The sequence below is a fragment of the Flavonifractor sp. An92 genome (assembly GCF_002159175.1).
Taxonomy (GTDB): Bacteria; Bacillota; Clostridia; order Oscillospirales; family Oscillospiraceae; genus Pseudoflavonifractor_A.
Map to the genome: position 1 here is coordinate 43,483 of NZ_NFGZ01000011.1, position 19,651 is coordinate 63,133.

Here is a 19,651-nt window from a genome sequence, read left to right on the forward strand (position 1 = left end):
TTCAGATCCTCCTCTCACATCCGGCCTCGTTCCAGACCCGCCGGAAGGGGGAAAGCTCAGGCAAAAGCCCGGGGACTGCGGGGGCGCGGAGGACCTGCTCCAGCTCGTCCAGATACCCCAGCACGGCGCCGTAGGTGGCGCCGCTGCGCAGGATGGGAGCCCGGCGGATGGAGCCATCCAAGGGGATGAAGGGGTCAGGGACCCCAAAGGAGAGAGTGAATTCTTCCGGAGTGGCCTGATAGCGGTACAGAGACGGATGACTGTCAAAATAGACCCGCATATGGGGGACACGGTCCGCCAGGGCGCGCACCAGCGGCAGATCCGCCCCTGTGACGTGATGGGCAAACAGCGTGGTGACGGAAAAACCCAGCTCCAGCAGCGTGTAAGCGGCGGAAAAACAGGGAACGTCATTTTTTCCACCCACCGCGCAGGACTGTCCCTCAAGCTGTGAGGCCAGACAGGCGGCGCGCTGGGCCACCTGGTGGCGGAGGAAACGGTCGTCCACCGTTCCACACAACGCAAGACCGATCTCCCGGTAATGGGCGGCGATGGCGGCGGGGTCATAGGCGTCCGAGAGGGAGACATAGGGAATGCCCCATTTGCGCTGCATCTCCCGGGCACTCCACAGCGCACCGCCGCCCAGGACCAGATTCAGCCGCGCGCCGGTCATGGCGTCGGCGGCGGACAGGGAGGAAAAATCGGCCAGACAGCAGACCTGGCGCACCCCCAGCGGAGCCAGGAGGGTGTTCAGCTCAGCGGCCTGAGACGAGCGCAACGGACCCAGCAGATTGACCAAACCGGGGTCCGTGGAGCCGCAGGGGCGGAGAAGCCCGTAGCAGGCGGAAATCATCTTGGTCTCGGCCTGTCTGGGGGAGCCCTTGAGCAGCGGGCCCATATAATCGAAGGCGCACCGGATGGAGAAGCGGCGCTGGATTTCCCGACACAGTGCGTCATAATCGGTGGCCAGCAGGCCGTCCAGGCAGGTGGCGCTGATGAGAAGGCCCTCCAGCGGCGAGAAAGTCTGGGCGAGGATGGTCTCCACCGCCTCCAGCACCAGCGGTCGCTGCCGGCCCAGCACGATGTCCCGCTCCTGAAGGCGCAGCAGCCAGGCGCGCCCCACATCCAGGGGGCCCCGCCCGGTCTCCGTGAGGTGGATGCCGCAGCCCATGGGGGAGACCATGAGGGTGGCCAGATTGGAAATGCACAGGGGCGTGGTGGTGGGGATAAGGCCGCCGTCGCCGTCGTCGGGGTAACAGAGCACCTTGCGCTCGGCGTTTTCATAGAGGTTGCCCGGAATGGTCTGTCTTTTCTCCAGCAGGTCCCTCAGCTGCCGGATGGTCAGGGAATACGGTTGATTCATCGTGCGCCCCCTATTGCAGCTTCCGGGCGATCTCCAGAATGGCCTGGGACACCGGCAGCTGGGGGTCACCCTGGATCACGGTCTGGTTGAGCTGTTCATACTGGGGGATGTGGTTGTCCCGGGGGACGATTCCAAGCAGATCCACCTGGGCGGTCTGGACGAATTCCGACACCAGCTCCAGCTCGTTGGGGATGTTGCGCCGGTTGAGGATCACCCCGCCCATGGAGGCGTAGTCCTCGCCGGAGAAGTGGCGCACGGCCTGGACGATGTTGTTGGCGGCAAAGAGGGACATCTTCTCGCCGGAGGTCACCACCAGCACCTCATCGGCATAGTGCTCCCGGATGGGGGCGGCAAAGCCGCCGCAGACCACGTCTCCCAGCACATCGTAGAGAATGTAGTCGGGCTGGAGCCGCTCCACCACCCGCAGCTCATCCAAAAGGTGCAGGGTCATCAGAATCCCGCGCCCGGCGCAGCCTACGCCGGGGGTGGGGCCGCCGGATTCCACACAGTAGACGCCGCCGAAGCCCTGGAGCATGATGTCCTCCAGCCGGGGCGGCTCCTCATGGGTGCGCAGGTACTCGGCCACCGGGGTCAGGGCCTGCCCGCCCAGCAGAGAGGCGGTGGAGTCCGCCTTCGGGTCACACCCGATCTGGAGTACCCGGTGTCCCATTTGAGCCAGTGCGGCGGAGAGGGCGCAGGTCAGCGTGGATTTCCCAATGCCGCCTTTTCCATAGATCGCGTATCGTTTCATTTCAGGTCTCCCTTTCCAGTGCGTCATAGCGTTCGTGGGGGTAGGGGGAGTTCTTCCTATAAGTCCCATACATCTTGCCCAGCTCGATGGGGCAGTCCAGCGAAAGACCGCTGTCCTCCATCCGCGCCAAAAGCTCCCGCTTCTGGGGGTCGGTCATGGTGAGCGAGGTGGTGCGGATGGTCCCCTGCGCCACCTGGGGAAACTGCTGGATGGGCATGGCGCAGCCCATCTCGCTCTCGGGCGACGCCATATGGATGCGGGCGCCCGGACAGAGCATGGAATAGTTGAAGTCATTGCAGCAGTAGGGACGGGCGACCAGGTCGGCACACACGCCCTGATTGCCGATCCCGCCCAGATGGGAGGGCGCCCCGTAGTAGTAACAGTATCCCTGGAGCAGGCGCATGGCCTGCCAGGGCTGGCAGAGGAGGACCGCCACATCGGCCTCCTCCATCTCGGCCAGGGGCCCCACCTCCAGTCCGGTGATGCGGTGGGGGATGAAGCGGAGCGCCTCTGTCGCCTGTCGGGCCACCGCACCGCTGGCATACAGACGCATGAGGGAGAACTGCTTCCCGGAGGTGACAAAGTTGCCCGGTCTGCGCAGCCCCAGGGCGGTCAGCGCCCCAGGACAGCTGACATGGCCGGCGTCGGCCTTTTGCCGCAGACCGCGTTTGGCCCCATCGCTGATGAGTGCACAGCAGCTCTTGGGGTGGGGGACCGGTGCGGCGGTGCAGGCATCCACCTCTTCCGGCAGGAAGAGAAAGCGGACCCCCACCGGCGCGGCGTCCAGGTGGAGGGAAAGGGTCAGTTGACGGATGGATTCACAGTACAAGAGGACCACCTCGATGGACGGATTTCTGGACAAAGGCCTGGGTCTCCGGGTCGGAGGGATGCAGGAAGATCTCCTCCGGGGTCCCGCTCTCCACGATGGAGCCGTGGTTCATAAAAATCACGCGGTCGGAGACATTGCGCGCAAAGTTCATCTCGTGGGTGACGATGAGCATGGTGGCGTGTTTGAGGGCCAGGGTGCGGATGAGCTCCAGCACCTCCTCCACCAGCGAGGGATCGAGTGCAGAGGTAGGCTCGTCAAAGAGCATGACCTTGGGCTCAATGGCGATGGCACGGCCAATGCCCACTCGCTGCTGCTGGCCGCCGGAGAGGGCATAGGGGTATGCACTGCGCTTGTCGGCCAGTCCGATCATCTCCAGAATGGACTCGGCCTTTTCCCGGGCGGCGGCCTTGGTATAGCCGTAGGCGCTCCAAAGGGGGAGCGCGATGTTCTCCAGCACCGTTTTGTTTTCAAAGAGGGAGTGGTCCTGAAAGATCATGGCACTTTTATGCCGGAGCTGGTAGATCTCCTGTTTGGTGCAGTGCTCCGGGGAGATGGTGAGCCCATCAATGGTAATGGTTCCGGAGGTGGGGACCTCCAGAAAATTGATACATCGGAGCAGGGTGGATTTTCCGGTGCCGGATGGCCCGATGATGGAGACCACCTCGCCCTTTTTCACCGACAGATCCACGTCATGGAGCACATGGAGACCGCCGAACTGTTTGTTCAGGCCTCGGATGTCGAGCATGCCGCTCCCTCCTTTCGGGTGGTGACATCCAGCTTGCGTTCCAGCCACTTCTGGAAGCAGTGGATCAGCTTGGTCAAAATGAAATAGATGATGATGGCAACAAAATAGCACTCAAAGTAGCGGTACGAGCTGCCGCCCAGCATCTTGGTCTGGGCCATCACATCCCGCACGCCCAGCACGAAGGCCACCGAGGTGCTCTTCATGAGCCCAATGAAGTCGTTGACTAGGGTGGGCACCGCTACCTTTGCCGCCTGGGGGAAAACAATGTGCCGCATGACCTGCAGATGAGTCAGGCCGCAGGCCAGGCCGGCCTCGGTCTGGCGGCGGTGGACCGACTGGACTGCGCCGCGGATGCTTTCAGACATATAAGAGGAGGCGTTCAGGCTCAGACCGATGACAGCGGCGCTGAAGCCGCTCAGGTTTTTGAAGATGGGAAAGAGCTGCGCCAGGCCGTAGTAGAGAAAAAAAAGCTGGACCACCACAGGCGTGCCGCGGAAAAAATCCAGATAGAAATTTAAGATCGCCTGGAGGATACGGGAGGGGACCCGGCGCAGCAGCACGATACAGACCGAGAGCAGCATGGCAATGGCGCCGGAGAGAAAGGCGATTTCCAGCGTAACGGGCAGGTATTTCAGAATGGTGGGAAAGACCCGGATGACATATTCGATATCAAAATTCATGGTGACTCCTCCTGAAGAAATAAAAAACCGGCTCTTTCCATCATCCGAGGAAAGAGCCGGTTGATGAGAAAAGGTCTGGCTGCACGGTGCGGCGGGAGGGAGGAACGGACCCCGCCGCAGGGCGTCAGATGGTCACCTGATCCAGGTTGAACCACTTCATCGAGAGCTCCATCATGGTCCCGTCCTCCTGCATCTCCTTGATAGCAGCATTGATACGGGTGATGACCTCGGCGTTGCGCTCGCTGTTTTTCACAAAAGGATAGGCGCACACCGAAGTGGTGAGGGGATCCATGGCGGCGGGTTCGATGGGACAATCTCCCCGGCCCTGCGCCTGCAGAATGGCGACGATGGACTCGTAGATACCATCCAGGCGGCCCAGCGCCAGATCATACTCCATGCTGGCCGGGCTCTCATAGGCGACGATCTCAAACTGGACCTGATCCTGCAGGGACTCCAGGAACTCCATGGCCTGACCGCCGGCATTGACACCGATCTTTTTGCCGGCCAGATCCTCCAGCTTCTGGATGGAGTCAGCCTGGCCCTCCTGTACACCGATGCCGATGTCCATTCTCAGATAGGGCTCAGAAAAATCGTACTTTTCGCGGCGCTCATCGGTGGGACTGACAACACAGGCAATGGTGTCCAGCTGCCCGGCGTCCAGCATGCCGAAGACGCCGTTCCACTCGGCGACCTGAATGTCCACTTCCAGGTTGGCACGCTTGGCGATCTCGTTCATCACATCGACCTCAAAGCCCTGGGGATCGTCGGAGTTTTCATCCACAAAAGCATAGGGGCTGAAACTGCCGTGAGTACCTATTTTCAGGGTAATGGTCTCAGACTCCGTCTGTGCCTGCGTGACGTCTGCACTTTCCGTCGGTGCCGAAGGCTGGCTGCTGCTGGTAGTATCTCCGCCGCCGCATCCGGCCAGGAGCATGGCCAGAGAGAGAGCACCGATTGCCAGACGATTCCAATACTTCCGATTCATACTTCTCCACCTCTTACTCAGTTTGGTACAAACATACAAAGACTTGTCAGTACACGTCTGCTAGGATAGCATATTTGTGGGGGTCGGGCAATGCTCAACCGCCACTTATAAAAAAAACCAAAAAGTAGGCGGATTTATTAATTCTTATGCGGATTGCTTCCAAGATACGAAAGGATAAATTACTTCCGTGGGACATCAGGGCTACCGTACAACAAAACAGCTCCTGTGGCCTCCGGGCCACAGGAGCTATTTTGCGAGGTAGGAGTTTTGGTACCGTCCTCACCTGCTGCGGGTTCCTATGGACGGGACATTTTGTCCTGAGAATGGGCTTACTAAATCCCCATGGGGTCCCAGGAGGGCAACGGAATCGGCGTCTGTTCCAGATCGGCCAGTTGCTCCGGCGTGAGACAGCGCTTGTGCAGGACGAACAGGAAGGCGTAGTGTTCCAGGAAAGAATCGTCCATCACGTAAAATCCGCCGTGTCCCACTTCGCTGCCCCAGCTGTTTTCTACCTTCCAGCGGGTGGGCTTGCCGTCCACCAGGTCCACGCCCGTGATGGTCATGTTATGGTTGGGTTCACTCTGGAAGAAGTCCAGCATATCGCCCTTTTCCATGTGGAACGGGACACCAAACAGACCTTCATAATCATAGAGTTCACGGCTCATTACGCCCTGCTGTCGGTCCATCATCTTCATACAATCGCAGCCAAACCAGATGCCCTCGCCGTCCTGGAGCTGACGGATGAGCATGGACTTGATGTCTGCCATCTCCAGATTATAGTACAGGGCAGGCCCTCCGCCTTCCATATTTTTGTGGCCGGGAATCTGATAGACTCTGCGGAACGGCTTGTCTTTTGTCGGATAATTTGCCACCGTAATATAGTCATCCAGATCATGGTCCAATACAGATTTGGCGTATTCCATTGGAGTTTGTTCCGCTAGGATATGATATTGACCGTCTCGGTCATAGTATTCATAGCGGAAGGAACGCGGAGGAGTCCCCAGCGTACAGCACAAGATGCGGTAGATCGCTTCCAGAATCGTTTCTTTATATGCCCGCAGCTCCTGCTGAGACGCGCCGCCTTCCCAGAGTCGCTTCAACTCCGCGGCGCCTGCGCGGAGCTTGAAGTTCAGACATTGGTTCAAATTTCCGGAATCGGCGGCTGCATAGGTCTCCGGCATCACCTCTGCCGGCACCAGCCCGTATTTTTTGACCAGGTCGCGGAACATGAACCACTGTCCGCCCTCCTGGACTGGAAAGCGCAGCAAAGAGCGGACATAGTCACCGGAGGGGACCTGCTCAAGATGTTCCAGTATCCGTTCAAGGAACAGGTTTGCTTTCTCTAATTTGTCCCAGAAATTGAGGTAGTTGACGGAAAAGGCGAAGGTCGGCTTCAGCCGCTGTTTCCGGATCGTACCCACCCGCAGGATATTCAGTGCCGAGAACAGCCAGCAGCGTCCGGTCTTGTTTTGTGCGAGGATAGAGCCGCCCTCCACCTCGAGTGAGAAACAGGGACGGTTTTCCACCAGCAGAGACTGGTCAATGGCGACCTGTTTGAGATCAGTATGGGCCAGACAATTCTGACGCATCGGACGGAGCGGATCGGCGGCCAATGTCTCTTGCCAGGAGAGAATATCCCGCTGTTTGATTTGTTTTTCCAAAGTATGATCCCCCAAACTGTACTAAAATTCCAGCAGACTGGTCTGGCGCTGGCCGACATAGGACAGGGTATCCGTCACATGGATATCCTCCTCCAGATAGATGCGGACGATCTGCCCGTCCCACTCCGCCAACGGAGCACGATGCTGCAGCTCCAGTGCGTGGGTGGAGCTGTAGCCCACCGGCAGCTCGCCTCGGGGGTATACGTCTCCCTGGCAGTCGATGAGCCCGATGATGGGTCCAGCATTGTGGCCGAACACGCCCAGGCTGTGGCAGTACAGCATGGGATCGATTCCCTCGGCTCTGGCCTTGTTGATGCCGTCCCAATAGACCTGATTGCCGGTGCGTCCGGCCAGGAACCCCTCGCACACCAGATCCTGAAAGCGATTGCCCCGCTTGACGAGTTCCTGCAGTCCCTCGGGGGCCTGAGTTTCTCCCGCACGCAGGACATAGGCCATCCACTGGCGGTCGGTCAGAACCGGGATGTATTTCAGCATAAGACCGATATCGCAGTGGAGCAAATCGCCCTCCTGGATCACATAGGACATGGGAGTATGCGCAATACCGTTTTTTGCGCTCACACCGTACCCCATTCTCTGCTCGCCCCGGCGCTGATAGTCCAGATGCGGATCGAACCAGAAATCCATCTCACAGCGGGACATGACGTCTTTGATGAACCAAGTCACATCCTGCACCGTGGTTACCCCTGGGACGATCACGTCGCGGCTGTAAAATGCCCGCATGAGATCTTCGGTGACGGCGGAAAGGGTCTCCATCACCTCCAGCTCACCGGGGGTCATGGTCTCCAGCCAGCGCGTGGCCAGCCGTCCTGCCGGACACAGGCGTTGCCGGTAGGTCTCCGGAAGCTGGTTGATCAGGTCCAGGTAGAGAGAGGCGGACAGGCCACCGCAGAATCCCCCCAGCTCGCTGCTGATGTTGATGCCGATCTTCTGGGGATTGAGGCGAGCCAGCTCCCGGGTCAGACCTTCGCAGAGGGTTTCGTCGCCCTGCTTGATGGGGATATAGTGCTCCAGCATGCTGCCAAATCCGATCCCCCAGACCAGATGCTCCATCCGCCCGGTGGCGGGGTCGCGATAATGGATCAGAGCGCTCAGACGACGGGCGGTGCGCATATTGCTAGTCATCATGGTTTTCATGACCGGGTCTTCATTGGTTTCGTATCCAGGCACCAGCCAGAGGTCGATGCCAGTCTCCTCCATGAGCTGGGGCAGAAGTACCTCCAGCCGATTACTCAGCAGCCGCTCAGCCACCTCGGCCTGTTTGCGGAGAGGCAAAAGACCGGCGCGATACAGAGTTTCCCGGATCTGATTTACGATATTTTCTTGCATAGCGTCCTCCTGTGCTTCAGATTAAGTGACACGCCGCGCAGTGCCCGCCTCCAATGTCTTTCCAGGCCGGTTCGTCTTCCTGGCAGCGCGGAGTGGCATAGGGACAGCGGGGATGGAAACGGCAACCGCTTGGAATATGGACCGCGCTGGGGATACTGCCCAAGATCTGTGCTTTTGGTTTGGTCTCCCACGGATTGCTTACAGGCAACGAATTGATGAGCGCCTGGGTATACGGATGGACCGGATGACTGCATACCTCCTCGGCGGGGCCCTGTTCGATGATTTTTCCCAGATACATGACCACGATCTCATCGCAGAAGGCCTGGGTGACCCGCAGATTGTGGGAGATAAAGAGATAGGTCAGGTTTAGTTCTTCGCGCAGATCCATCATCAGATTCAGAATCTGGGATTGAATGGAAACATCCAGTGCGGCAGTGGGTTCGTCACATACCACGAATTTCGGCTTGAGCGCCAGGGCCCGTGCGATGACGATACGCTGGCGCTGTCCGCCGCTGAATTCGTGGGGATAGGCCATGTAGAACTTCTTCTCCAGCCCGCAGTTCTCCAGAATCTCTTCACAGTAGGCCCGACGGTCGGCGGCAGGTACCACATGGTGGCGTGCAACCCCTTCTTCCACGGCCTGGCCTACGGTAAGCCTGGGGTTCAGGCTCCCGTAGGGGTCCTGGAAGATCATCTGCATATCCTTGCGCAGATCACGCATCCTGGCCTCGGGGAGCCACTGCTTTCCCTCCATATCAAAGAGGGGCTGGCCTTCAAAAACCACACGTCCGCCAGTGGGAGCGTGGAGGCGGAGAATAGTGCGTCCCAGAGTGGATTTACCGCATCCGGACTCGCCTACCAGACCCACGCTGTAAAAGCGAGGGATGGTGAGAGAGACATCATCCACAGCTTTCAACCACTCCTGACTCTGCCGAAAGGTCGGTTTTTTCCTGGGGAAGTATTTCTTCACATGGGAGATCTCCAGCAGTGTCGGTTCAGCCGCCATGAGTACATCCCTCCCCTGTTTCGTATTTGAGACAACAGACACAGCCATCGCCGCATTGGATCTGCTCCGGTGTTCGTACTGCACAGCGCGGCTCGGCCTGCCGACAGCGCCCGTAGTAGGCGCAGCCCGTCAATTTTTCATACGCGCTTGGGATGCTGCCTTCGATGGAGGTAAAACGTCCGGAGAAGTATTCCGGCCGGGTATTCAGCAGATCCTGGGAATAGGGATGCCGCGCAGAACGGAAAAAAGACTCGGCTTCACATTCTTCCAGGATTTTTCCACGGTACATCACGATTACCCGCTGTGCCATTTCGGCGATCACGCCCAGATCATGGGTGATGAGGATAATGGCACAATTTGTCTCCTGCTGTACTAGCCGGAGCAGCTCCAGGATCTCCGCCTGGGTCGTCACGTCCAGAGCGGTGGTAGGTTCGTCCGCGATGAGCAGATCCGGTCGGCACAATACCGCCATGGCGATCATGACCCGCTGCTTCATACCGCCGCTTAACTCAAAGGGATATTTTTTCAGCACATCTTCGGCGTCCGGAATGTTCAGACGCTTGAGCAATGCGACCAGTTCAGAGTGGCAGGTTTTTGCCCGGGCGGGTTCATGCAGCTTATAGACCTCACTGAGCTGCTTTTCAATTTTGATTACCGGATTCAGTGCGGAGGCGGGTTCCTGAAAGACCATGGCCATACGGCTGCCCCGCAGCTGGCACAACTGTTTCTCTGGCATGGAGAGAAGGTCCTGACCATCAAAGAGGATCGTGCCATGCCGGATATCGGCTTTCTTTCGCTGGAGCAGCCCCATGATCGCCAGGGAGGTGACACTTTTACCACTGCCTGATTCCCCCACGATACCGAGGACCTCACCCCGGTCCACGGAAAAGCTGATACCGCGCACGGCCTCTGCCTCTCCCAAGATGGTATGAAAGACCACATTCAAATCTTTGACTTCTAACAGCTTCATAGCTTCACCCCATCAATTGCTGATCCTGGGATCCAGTGCATTGCGCAGACCCTCGCCCACATAGTTGATGGACAGGACAACGATGACGATCATCAGTCCCGGCGGAACCCAACGCCACCACTCGCTGACCAGCGCCTGCATGCTCTGAGCGGCGCTCAGCATGTTGCCCCAGCTGGATTCCGGAGTCCTCACACCCAGATTCAAAAAGCTCATGGAGGCCTCCGACATGATTCCACCCGCAATGGACAGCGTGGCCGCCACCAGAATGGGGGAGAGAATATTGGGGAGAATGTGGCGCCGGATAATAGCGCCCGGCCGGATCCCCAGAGATCGCGCAGCCAGAATGTAGTCGTTTTCTTTGAGGGAGAGGATCTCTGCGCGCACGATGCGGCAGATGCCGGTCCAGGACAAGAAACCGATGATGAGGACTAGATTCTTCAGGCCTGGTTCAACAATGGCCGCCAGGCATACCGCCATGATGTAAAATGGGAAGCACATGAAGACGTCGGTCAGGCGCATAATAAAAGCGTCTACCCAGGAACCGAAATATCCGGCCAAACATCCCAGCACTACGCCGATGACCAGTTGGAGTAGCATGGCTGCCAGTGCCATCGTCATGGATACCCGGCCGCCGTAGATCAGTCGGGTGAGCATATCGCGTCCATACTCATCCGTCCCGAGGATATGCTCCGGAGAGGGCGGCTGTCGGGCGAGGGTGAGGTCGATCTCACTGTAAGAATAGGGAGTGATGAGCGGGGCCAGAAAAGAAATCACGGCGATCAATACCAGGACGATCAGGCTGAATACTGCCAAGCGGTTTCGGCAGAATTTACGCCAGGAGAGGTTGGCCACAGAGACATATTCCCCCTCCAGCTTACCGCGGCCATGAAAGGCCCGCAGGCGTTCCCAGAACTTGCTCATTCTTTGGCACCCCCTCCCAGGCGGATCCTGGGATCCGCAACGGCATACAGAATATCGGCCAGAAGATTGGTAGCCAGAATGACCATTGCCAGGATCATGGTGATGGTAATGATCACGGCATAATCCCGATTCAAGATGGAGTTATAATTGAGGGTACCGATCCCGGGCCAGACAAAGACGGTCTCCGTGAACAGAGCGCCTGAGATAATGCCGGGCAGACGCATGCAGAACACAGTGATCACCGAAATGAGGGCGTTGCGCAGCCCATGGGTCCAGATAGCTCTCCGCCAGGTCATGCCCTTGGCCTGCGCGGTGCGGATATAGTCCTGGTTCAGAATGTCGATCATCGCCGAGCGCATGTACCGCAGCATACCGGAGGTTTGGGTCAGCGTCAGGACAAATACGGGCAGTATCATGTGCTTGGCAACGTCCAGCACATACCGCAGTCCGGTATAGTGGACCCGCAGTGTTTTCAGACCGGAGACCGGCAGCAATTTCAGATCATAGCCAAACCACTTGATGAGGATCAGTGCCAGAAAGAACGTGGGGATAGAGACTTCCAGAAAGGTGCCTAGGGTGACCAGACGGTCCAGAATCTTGTTTCCGCTGGCCGACATGGCGGACCATATGCCAAGCAGGACCGCAAACAGTGTGCTCAGAAGAAAGGCTGGGATGGTGAGCAGAAGGGTGTTTTTCAGAGCCTGGGAGACCAGATCCAGTGTGGCCTGTCCCTCCAGGGCATATCCAAAATCTCCGTGGAGGATACGGCCCAGCCATTTGATGTACTGGATGTGAATGGGATCATTGAGTCCCAGCTCATCCAGTTTACGTTGTACATAGGCCGGATCCACATTCGGGTCCATCAGCATCCATGAGTAGGGATCGCCGGGCATACTCATCATCAGGACAAATACTGCGATCGATACACCAAACAGGATGACCAGATAGATCAGAAGGCGTTTTCTCAAATATCTCAACATGACAGTTCTCACCTCTGTCAGGCCAGTGAACCCATGGGATCCCAGGGTTCTGGCTCGATGGGGGACTTTTTCGACCAATCTGGGATCTTTTGCGTCAGGTATTTCCGGTCCATTACCACATGATAGACAAACTGATCAAACCAGCTGTTCTCCAGCCGCCAGCGATCAGGGTGTCCTCCCGGGGCCGGATTGACCCCAAGAAAGATTTTAGCGTGGTTTATGAACACGATATCAGGCAGATTCCAGCGCGGCATTACCTTATGGCCGGGCTGCTGATCGAAACTTTGGGAATGTTGCCGGATTTGGGCCGGCGAGATCCCCTGCCAAAGACGGTCCATGAATTTGCAACCTCTCCTTTCAATATCCATGCTCGTTAATGAAACAGGGGGCGGGGATGCCACAAATACGGCATCCCCGCCCCCACGCAGATTTACTGCACAGGAATGGCCCACTTATGGATGTTGTAATACTGGTTGAAAGTGCCGGGTTCATAATTGATCAGCTCGGCGGGATAGGCATAGGCACGCTCTTGATTGTAGAGACAGAGAATGGGTACGTTATCCCGGATGATCTCCGCCAGTTCCTTATACAGCGCCTTTCTGGTCTCCTCGTCGGGGGTAGAGGCGGCCTCCTCCGCAAGAGAAATGGCCTTTTCGTCAAAGCCGTAGGTCTCTGTGATAAAGTTGGAGGGATCGGGATCCACATTATCCACGCCATAGCCCATCAGGAACAGGTCGTGGTGGTTCTCCGCCTGAATGTCGAAGAGAGCACTGAAATCTGCGCTGGTCGTCAGTTCTACTTTAATACCAATATCGGCTAGGTTTTCCTGGAAGACCACTGCGCTCTGTTCCCGGACCTTCAAACCGGTGGGATACAGAATCTCCATGGAGAAGGGCTGACCATTGGGATCTTCCACATAGCCGTCACCGTTTACATCCACGTAGCCGGCCTGGGTCAGATATTCCTTAGCCTTGTCTATATCCTGTTCTACGCCCTCCACATCTGCGGGATAGGCCCAGCTGGCGGCGGTCATCAACATATTGCTGACAGTTCCACGGCCTTCCAGCAGACTGTCTACGATGCCCTGGCGGTCAATGGCATACTGGATCGCCTTGCGCAGCTCCAGCGGATAATACATTTTGTTATAGTTGAAGCTCATGGTTTGGAACAGGTCATAGTAGCAGGTCGCCACATCGAATCCCTGGCCCTCCAGTGTGCTCAGCTCCGCGTTGGTCAGGTTGGTCACGTCTGCGATGTCAATGGATCCACTCATCAGCTCGGCAGAGACCGAGTCGCTGTTGACCACCTTGACTACGATGTTCTTGGTCAGAGGTGCGCCCAGGAAGAAGTCCTCATTGGCTTCCAGTCGGACATACTCGCCCTGCACGAATTCCACGACCTTATAGGGACCGTAGCCAACAGGATAATCCAGCATCTGGCGGTCCTGATTTTCGATCTCTGAGTACGGGATGCCGGCCCAGATGTGCTCCGGGTAGATCTGGACCTGCCCGATAAAGGAAAGGCCCTTGGAGTAATACTGCTCCAGAGTGATTTCGATGGTGTGCTCGTCGATGACCCGGAGACCTTCCACAGTATCCGCAGTACCATCCCGATAGGCCTGAACGCCCTTGATGTACAGAGCGTTGTCCTTCAACAGGCCATCATTGGTGGGATCAGCCAACTGCATGAAGGTAAAGGCCACATCGTCCGCCGTAACTGGTTCACCGTCGTTCCACATAGCATTTTCGCACAGGTGGAACGTATAGACGGTACCATCCTCAGAGACTTCATAGGATTTGGCCAGATAGGGCTCCAACTCACCAGAGGCATTGGGCACCAGCATCGGCGCATGTACCATCCAGGCAATACCGCCGCTGTAATCGGGAACACCGAAATTCAGGAAAAAGGTGCCGGTAGGCGTACTGGTCATAGAGAAGATAATGGTATCAGCATAAGTGGCGTCCTCAGTGGCAGAGGAAGCGGCACCGGCCGATGTGGACGGGGAGGCATCAGGATCGCTGTTTCCTCCGCATGAAGCCAGCAGAGAAAGACATAGAATGGACGCCAGAATGAGACAGCATACCGATCGGAATTGTTTCATAGTACCCTCCCAATAAATTGAGTTTGTTCTGCCCGGTAGCACGCTGTGCTGCCGGAAAAGAAGCAAGCTGAACCTCTCTGCCCAGAGGCATCTGTGCATAATTGCACAAATAGCGCTCTGAAAATAGAGGTTTGCTTGTGAAAGCTTATTATGCTCAGATGCAGGTGTAAATACATCAAGCCATTGTGATTTTCGATTTATATCGACAAAATATTCGCAATTCCTATTTGATAAAAATTTTAAAGTTTTTCTCAACACTCTGGTTTTCTTTGTGAAGAAATTGTTTTCTAATATTATAAGGGAATAAAATGGAAAAGATTTGGGTGAAAAAGTAAATATTGAAGTGATACTGACGCGGCACTTCGGATTTATAAATAAACATAATATATCCGCGGATAACGGGGAATAAACCAAAACTTTCTCTCTCCGGAGCACTCTTGTGAGAGGCGGAATGCGTACAGCAGCTTGGAGTGGGAGAGGGGAGATTTCTGCCGGAGGGCCGGTTTCTTTAGCGCCGCTTTAGGGAAGTGGTTTACACTAATCCCTGCGAGCCGGCCCCCAGTGCCGGCGCTCATCACACCGTGAGGAGGCTTCTCCATGATAAAGGTCCAGCACCTGACCAAATACTACGGCGATTTTTTAGCGGTGGATGACCTGTCCTTTGACATCCAGGAAGGCCATGTCTATGGCTTCCTGGGGCCCAACGGGGCGGGCAAGACCACCACGATGAACATGATGACCGGCTGTCTCTCTGCCTCGGCGGGCAGTGTGACGGTGGGCGGCTACGACATCTTCGAGGACGCCCATGAGGCCAAGCGGCTCATCGGCTATCTCCCCGAGCAGCCGCCCCTCTATATGAACGAGACGCCGGCGGAGTATCTGCGCTTTGTGGGCGAGGCCAAGGGCCTGCGGGGCGAGGAGCTGACCCGGCAGATCAACCAGGTCATCGAGCAGGTCCGCATCGGAGAGGTGCGCGGGCGGCGCATCGCGGCCCTCTCCAAAGGCTACAAGCAGCGGGTGGGTATCGCTCAGGCGCTGCTGGGCAGCCCCAAGGTCATCATTCTGGATGAGCCCACCGTGGGCCTGGACCCCATCCAGATCATCGAGATCCGGGATCTCATCAAGGAGCTGGGCCGGGAGCACACCGTCATCTTCAGCTCCCACATCCTCTCCGAGGTCCAGGCCATCTGTGACCAGATCCTCATCATTGCCCACGGCCACCTGGCGGCCTTCGACACGCCGGACCGACTGGAGCAGAGCCTGCTTTCGGGCAATGAGATCCACTTCACCGCCGAGGCCGGCGCCGATGAGGTGCGGGAGCTACTGGCGGGGCTGGAGCACATCTCCGACCTGCGCCTGGAGGAGCCGGAGGCGGGCAGAGTGTCGGCCAGCCTCAAGACCGACAGCCGCGACCTGTACGACCTGTCCCGGTCCCTGTTCTTCGCCTTTGCGGAGCGGGGACGGCCCCTGCTGGAGCTCAACCTGAAGAAGGCCAGCCTGGAGGACATCTTCCTGGAGCTGACCGGCCCGGCCGCCGGTGCGTCTGACGCGCCGGAAGAACATCAAGAACAAGAAGAGGAGGAGAAGCAGGCATGATTGCGGTCTGGAAACACGAGCTGCGCAGCTATTTCCACTCCTTCACCGCCTACGTGTTCGGCGCGTTCCTGCTGGCCATCGTGGGCTTCGGCGCCATGCTGTACAATCTGCAGGCGGCGGTGAGCAATTTTGAATATGTGCTCAGCTTCGGAAGCATCGTCTTTGTGGTCATCGTCCCCATCCTGACCATGCGGGTCATCGCGGAGGAGCGCCGGCAGCGGACCGACCAGCTCCTCTACTCCCTGCCCATCACCACCACCCAGGTGGTGCTGGGGAAGTATGCCGCCCTGCTGGTGGTCTACCTCATCCCGCTGGCCCTTATTTCCCTCTATCCGCTGCTCTTCGCCCAGTTCGGCGATGTGTATCTGCCCACCTCCTACGGCTCCCTCTTTGCCATCTTCCTCATGGGAGCCGCGCTGGTGGCTGTGGGTGTGTTCCTCTCCTCGCTGACCGAGAATCAGGGCCTGGCCGCCGGCATCAGCATCGCGGTGATCCTGTTCAACTATTACAGCGTCAGCCTCTCGGAGTACGTGTCCTCCACCTCCTTCGGCTCCATCGTGGCCCTGGCGGTGCTGATTCTGGCCCTGGGCGCCCTGATCCGCTACCTGACCAAGAACGAGAATCTGGCCTATGCCGTGGCGCTGGTGCTGCTGGCGGCGCTGTGCCTGGCCGCCTATCTGAACGCCGAGAGCTTCGAGGGCCTGCTGCCCGCCATTATGAAACAGCTCTCCCTGTTCGAGCGGTTCCAGACCTTCGTCAGCGGCGTGTTTGACCTGACCGCCATCGTGTACTACCTGTCGGTCATCACCTTTTTCCTGTTCCTGTCGGTACAGTCCCTGGAGAAGAGGAGGTATAACTGATGAAACGCTGGAAGCTCCTTCCGGAGCGGGAGGCGGCCGGGCGCAACCGCGCCGCGTTTCAGGGCGGTTCCTATTCCCTGATGGCCACGGCGGTGGTCCTGGCCATCCTGGTGGTGGTGAACATCCTGGTCTCCGCCCTGCCCGCTACCCTGACCAAATATGACATCAGCTCCGCCAAGCTCTACTCCATCACCAGCAACACCAAGGTGGTGGTCAACGGCCTGCAGGAGGATGTGACCATCTACTGGATCGTCCAGTCCGGCGAGGAGGACGACGTGATCGAGACGCTGCTGAACAAGTATGACAGCCTCTCCGACCACATCCATGTGGAGAAGAAGAACCCCGACGTCTACCCCACCTTTGCCGAGCAGTACACCGACGAGACGGTGAAGAACAACAGCCTGGTGGTGGAGTGCGGCGAGCGCAGCCGCTTCATCGGATATGATGACATCTATATCCAGGAGGCGGACATGTACTCGTACAGTTACAGCACCTCCTTTGACGGTGAGGGCACCATCACCTCCGCCATTGACTATGTGGTCACCGAGGACCTGCCCCAGCTCTATGTCCTGGAGGGCCACGGCGAGGCGGAGCTGCCCGCCACCTTCAGCGAGCAGATCGAAAAGGAGAACATCGAGCTCAACACCCTCTCCCTGCTCACCGTGGACGCCATCCCCGAGGAGGCTGACTGCATCCTGATCTATGAGCCCTCCTCCGACCTGTCCCAGGAAGAGGTGGACATGCTGACCGACTACACCCAGAGCGGCGGCAAGCTGCTGGTAATGGCCGGTCCCAGCAAGGAGAGCGACCTGACGAACCTGTACAGCCTCCTGGCCGACTACGGCGTGGAGCCCTGTGACGGCATCGTGGTGGAGGGCGACCGGGAGCACTACACCGGCTATCCCTATGTGCTCCTGCCCGACATGTACAGCCACGCCATTACCGACTCCCTCATTGCGGAGAACTACTATCCCAACATGCCCATCTCCACGGGCCTGCTGGTGGACGAGAGCAACAGCGCCGTGACCACACTGATGACCACCTCCGACGAGGCCTTCAGCAAGGTGGCAGGGTACGACCTCACCACCTACGAGAAGGAGGACGGCGACATCGACGGGCCCTTTGCCCTGGCGGTGTCCATCGACTGCGGCAGCGAGGGCCAGATCGTCTGGTTCTCTTCCGCCTCCTTCCTGGACGACATGTACAACGCCCTGTCCTCCGGCTCCAACTCCGACGTGGCGATGAATGCCCTGTCCTCCCTCATCGGCGAGACCGAGGCCATGGCCATCCGCAGCAAGTCGCTGAACTACAACTACCTGTCCATCAGCGATTCCACCGCCTCCATGCTCAAGACCATCATGATCGGCGTGGTCCCGCTGGCCTATCTGGGCATGGGTATCCTGGTGATTCTGAAGAGAAGGAGGGAGCAGCATGAAGCGGGCTAAACGGCTTTATATCCTGCTGGGCGTGCTGGCCGTGCTCTGTGCCGTGACGCTGGTGGTGGTGCAGTACGAGGAAAAGCAGGAGCAGATCCGCACCAGCGGCGATCAGATCCTGTCCGTGGAGACCAGCGAGGTCCAGTCCCTCTCGTGGGAAACGGAGACGGCCACCCTGGCCTTCCACAAGGATGAGAACTGGCTGTACGACGAGGACGAGGCCTTCCCGGTGGACGAGGAGCACATTGAGGAGCTTCTGGAGCAGTTCCAGGACTTCCGCGCGGCCTTCGTCATCGAGGAAGTCACCGATTACGCCCAGTACGGCCTGGATGAGCCGGTGTGCACCATCGACCTGACCGCCGGCGAGACCAGCTATGAGATCCAGCTGGGTGCTTACAGCACCATGGACTCCCAGCGCTATGTCTCCATCGGCGACGGGAACGTCTATCTGGTGGAGGAGGACCCCATGGACCAGTTCGATGTGGAGCTCAGCGACCTCATCGACAACGACGAGGTCCCTGCATTTGATCAGGTCCAGAGCCTGACCGTTGCGGGTACCGAGACCTATGAGGCCGCCTATCAGGAGGAGAACCCCTACACCGCCTGCGCGGACGACGTCTATTTCGTCCAGAAGGACGGCGCGTATCTGGCCCTGGACACCGACCGGGTGGAGGACTATCTGGACACCCTGCACGGCCTCAGCCTGACCGACTATGTGACCTACAACGCCACCGAGGAGGAGATCCAGTCCTGCGGGCTGGATGATCCCGAGCTGACGGTTACGGTGCAGTACACCTCGGAGGGGGAGGACGGCCAGGAGGAGAGCGGTACCTTTACCATCTCCGTGAGCCGTGACCCCGACGAGCTGGCCGCCGCCGCAGAAACCGACGAGACTTCCGAAGAGGACGAAGAGGAGGAGATCACCGCCTATGCCCGGGTGGGTGAGTCCCCCATCCTCTACCAGATCAGCGGCGCCCAGTACGAGGCGCTGATGGCGGCCTCTTACGACGACCTGCGCCACCAGGAGGTCTTTACCGGCGACTTCGAGGAGGTCACCAGCCTGGAGGTGGAGCTGGAGGGCCAGACCTACACCATCACCGCCCAGGGCAGCGGCGACAAAAAGACCTTCACCTACGGGGAGGAGGAGCTGGACATCGCCGATCTCCAGGAGGCCCTGGAGGGCCTGACCGCCTCCAGCTTCACGGAGGAGAGCCCCACGGAGAAGGAGGAGGTCCGCCTCACCCTGACCCTGGACAACGAGAACGTCCAGTCGGTGGAGATCGCCCTCTACCGCTGGGATGGCGAACAGTGCCTGGCCGTGGTGGACGGGACGCCGGTGTCTCTGGTGCCCCGCGCCTCGGTGGTGGACCTGATCGAAGCGATCAACGCCATTGTGCTTTGAGTGTGTGTGATGGGGCGGCGG

The 19,651-nt window shown here is 58.4% G+C and carries 18 protein-coding genes; 4 read left to right on the forward strand and 14 right to left on the reverse strand.

All coding sequences use genetic code 11. The features are described 5' to 3' along the window. Window position 1 precedes the first annotated feature (1 nt). From B5G43_RS09340 to B5G43_RS09405, 14 genes are all read right to left on the reverse strand, one after another. Window positions 2–1,360 carry a nitrogenase component 1 gene (locus B5G43_RS09340; RefSeq protein WP_087260562.1) on the reverse strand — a complete coding sequence of 453 codons (1,359 nt, stop codon included), beginning with the start codon at window positions 1,358–1,360 and terminating at the stop codon, window positions 2–4. Window positions 1,361–1,370: 10 nt separating this feature from the next. After that, window positions 1,371–2,111 carry a nitrogenase iron protein NifH gene (locus tag B5G43_RS09345; RefSeq protein WP_087260564.1) on the reverse strand — a complete coding sequence of 247 codons (741 nt, stop codon included), beginning with the start codon at window positions 2,109–2,111 and terminating at the stop codon, window positions 1,371–1,373. Between the two features lies 1 nt (window position 2,112). Next, entirely contained in the window at window positions 2,113–2,973 is an 861-nt protein-coding gene (locus tag B5G43_RS09350; protein WP_158097396.1) for a DUF169 domain-containing protein, read from the reverse strand. After that, the gene (locus tag B5G43_RS09355) at window positions 2,930–3,685 is read right to left on the reverse strand and encodes an amino acid ABC transporter ATP-binding protein (protein ID WP_087260568.1); all 756 of its coding nucleotides are present in this window, start codon (window positions 3,683–3,685) and stop codon (window positions 2,930–2,932) included. The genes B5G43_RS09350 and B5G43_RS09355 overlap by 44 nt, the downstream gene beginning before the upstream one ends. Beyond that, the gene (locus B5G43_RS09360) at window positions 3,664–4,365 is read right to left on the reverse strand and encodes an amino acid ABC transporter permease (protein ID WP_087260570.1); all 702 of its coding nucleotides are present in this window, start codon (window positions 4,363–4,365) and stop codon (window positions 3,664–3,666) included. Before B5G43_RS09360 ends, B5G43_RS09355 begins: the two co-directional genes overlap by 22 nt. A gap of 124 nt (window positions 4,366–4,489) precedes the next feature. Then, the gene (locus B5G43_RS09365) at window positions 4,490–5,350 is read right to left on the reverse strand and encodes a transporter substrate-binding domain-containing protein (RefSeq protein WP_087260572.1); all 861 of its coding nucleotides are present in this window, start codon (window positions 5,348–5,350) and stop codon (window positions 4,490–4,492) included. A 332-nt stretch (window positions 5,351–5,682) separates the two neighbouring features. Further along, window positions 5,683–7,011 carry a C1 family peptidase gene (locus B5G43_RS09370; RefSeq protein WP_158097397.1) on the reverse strand — a complete coding sequence of 443 codons (1,329 nt, stop codon included), beginning with the start codon at window positions 7,009–7,011 and terminating at the stop codon, window positions 5,683–5,685. A gap of 21 nt (window positions 7,012–7,032) precedes the next feature. Next, window positions 7,033–8,358, reverse strand: coding sequence for a M24 family metallopeptidase (locus B5G43_RS09375; protein ID WP_087260577.1), 1,326 nt, complete (start codon window positions 8,356–8,358; stop codon window positions 7,033–7,035). Between the two features lie 16 nt (window positions 8,359–8,374). Continuing rightward, window positions 8,375–9,364 (reverse strand): ABC transporter ATP-binding protein, encoded by a 990-nt coding sequence (locus tag B5G43_RS09380; RefSeq protein ID WP_087260579.1) that lies wholly within the window; start codon window positions 9,362–9,364, stop codon window positions 8,375–8,377. Next, window positions 9,354–10,334: an ABC transporter ATP-binding protein gene (locus B5G43_RS09385; protein WP_087260581.1), complete on the reverse strand. Its 981-nt coding sequence runs from the start codon at window positions 10,332–10,334 to the stop codon at window positions 9,354–9,356. Before B5G43_RS09385 ends, B5G43_RS09380 begins: the two co-directional genes overlap by 11 nt. A 12-nt stretch (window positions 10,335–10,346) precedes the next feature. Further along, a complete protein-coding gene (opp4C, locus tag B5G43_RS09390) occupies window positions 10,347–11,255 on the reverse strand; it encodes an oligopeptide ABC transporter permease (RefSeq protein WP_087260584.1) in 909 nt (302 codons plus the stop codon). Next, on the reverse strand, window positions 11,252–12,223 hold the full coding sequence (locus B5G43_RS09395) for an ABC transporter permease (RefSeq protein ID WP_242960520.1): 972 nt from the start codon (window positions 12,221–12,223) through the stop codon (window positions 11,252–11,254). Before B5G43_RS09395 ends, opp4C begins: the two co-directional genes overlap by 4 nt. Window positions 12,224–12,252: 29 nt before the next feature. Further along, window positions 12,253–12,573 carry a C1 family peptidase gene (locus B5G43_RS09400; RefSeq protein WP_158097398.1) on the reverse strand — a complete coding sequence of 107 codons (321 nt, stop codon included), beginning with the start codon at window positions 12,571–12,573 and terminating at the stop codon, window positions 12,253–12,255. A 92-nt stretch (window positions 12,574–12,665) separates the two neighbouring features. After that, window positions 12,666–14,165 carry an ABC transporter substrate-binding protein gene (locus B5G43_RS09405; protein ID WP_158097399.1) on the reverse strand — a complete coding sequence of 500 codons (1,500 nt, stop codon included), beginning with the start codon at window positions 14,163–14,165 and terminating at the stop codon, window positions 12,666–12,668. A 768-nt stretch (window positions 14,166–14,933) separates the two neighbouring features. On the opposite strand from B5G43_RS09405, the gene B5G43_RS09410 reads away from it, so the two are divergent. Genes B5G43_RS09410 through B5G43_RS09425 form a run of 4 tightly spaced genes read left to right on the forward strand, consistent with a single transcriptional unit; the run spans window position 14,934 to window position 19,630 of the window. Continuing rightward, window positions 14,934–15,932 carry an ABC transporter ATP-binding protein gene (locus tag B5G43_RS09410; protein ID WP_087260592.1) on the forward strand — a complete coding sequence of 333 codons (999 nt, stop codon included), beginning with the start codon at window positions 14,934–14,936 and terminating at the stop codon, window positions 15,930–15,932. Beyond that, window positions 15,929–16,792: an ABC transporter permease gene (locus B5G43_RS09415; RefSeq protein WP_087260594.1), complete on the forward strand. Its 864-nt coding sequence runs from the start codon at window positions 15,929–15,931 to the stop codon at window positions 16,790–16,792. Before B5G43_RS09410 ends, B5G43_RS09415 begins: the two co-directional genes overlap by 4 nt. Continuing rightward, a complete protein-coding gene (locus B5G43_RS09420; protein ID WP_087260596.1) occupies window positions 16,792–18,237 on the forward strand; it encodes a GldG family protein in 1,446 nt (481 codons plus the stop codon). Before B5G43_RS09415 ends, B5G43_RS09420 begins: the two co-directional genes overlap by 1 nt. Further along, window positions 18,224–19,630 carry a DUF4340 domain-containing protein gene (locus B5G43_RS09425; protein ID WP_087260598.1) on the forward strand — a complete coding sequence of 469 codons (1,407 nt, stop codon included), beginning with the start codon at window positions 18,224–18,226 and terminating at the stop codon, window positions 19,628–19,630. Before B5G43_RS09420 ends, B5G43_RS09425 begins: the two co-directional genes overlap by 14 nt. Window positions 19,631–19,651: the final 21 nt, after the last annotated feature.